Source organism: Xanthomarina maritima, assembly GCF_008084905.1.
In the GTDB taxonomy this organism is placed as follows: domain Bacteria; phylum Bacteroidota; class Bacteroidia; order Flavobacteriales; family Flavobacteriaceae; genus Xanthomarina; species Xanthomarina maritima.
In genome coordinates, this window is sequence record NZ_VSFC01000041.1 from 1 (window position 1) to 245 (window position 245).

At 34.7% G+C, this 245-nt stretch carries 1 protein-coding gene; it reads left to right on the forward strand.

Going from position 1 to position 245, the window contains the following annotated elements:
- Positions 1 to 13: 13 nt before the first annotated feature.
- The coding region (locus FVF61_RS07605) for a hypothetical protein (RefSeq protein ID WP_148454980.1) at positions 14 to 245 on the forward strand (232 nt) is incomplete at its 3' end.

Here is a 245-nt window from a genome sequence, read left to right on the forward strand (position 1 = left end):
ATTTACCATTAAAATGAAAAAAATTACGCTTTCACTTCTATTTGGGTTCATTTCGTTCTTTGGATTTTCTCAAATCGGATTAGTAGAAAATTTCGACTCAGGTTTAACTTTGCCTCCAGGATGGACAGGAGCCGGTTATTCTGGAACAGTATTTAATCAATGTAGTGTGGTTTCATTAAGAGCCAATTTAAGTGCTTCTAATGTCACAGACGATTTAATTTCGCCAAACATTGTAGGACAATCAA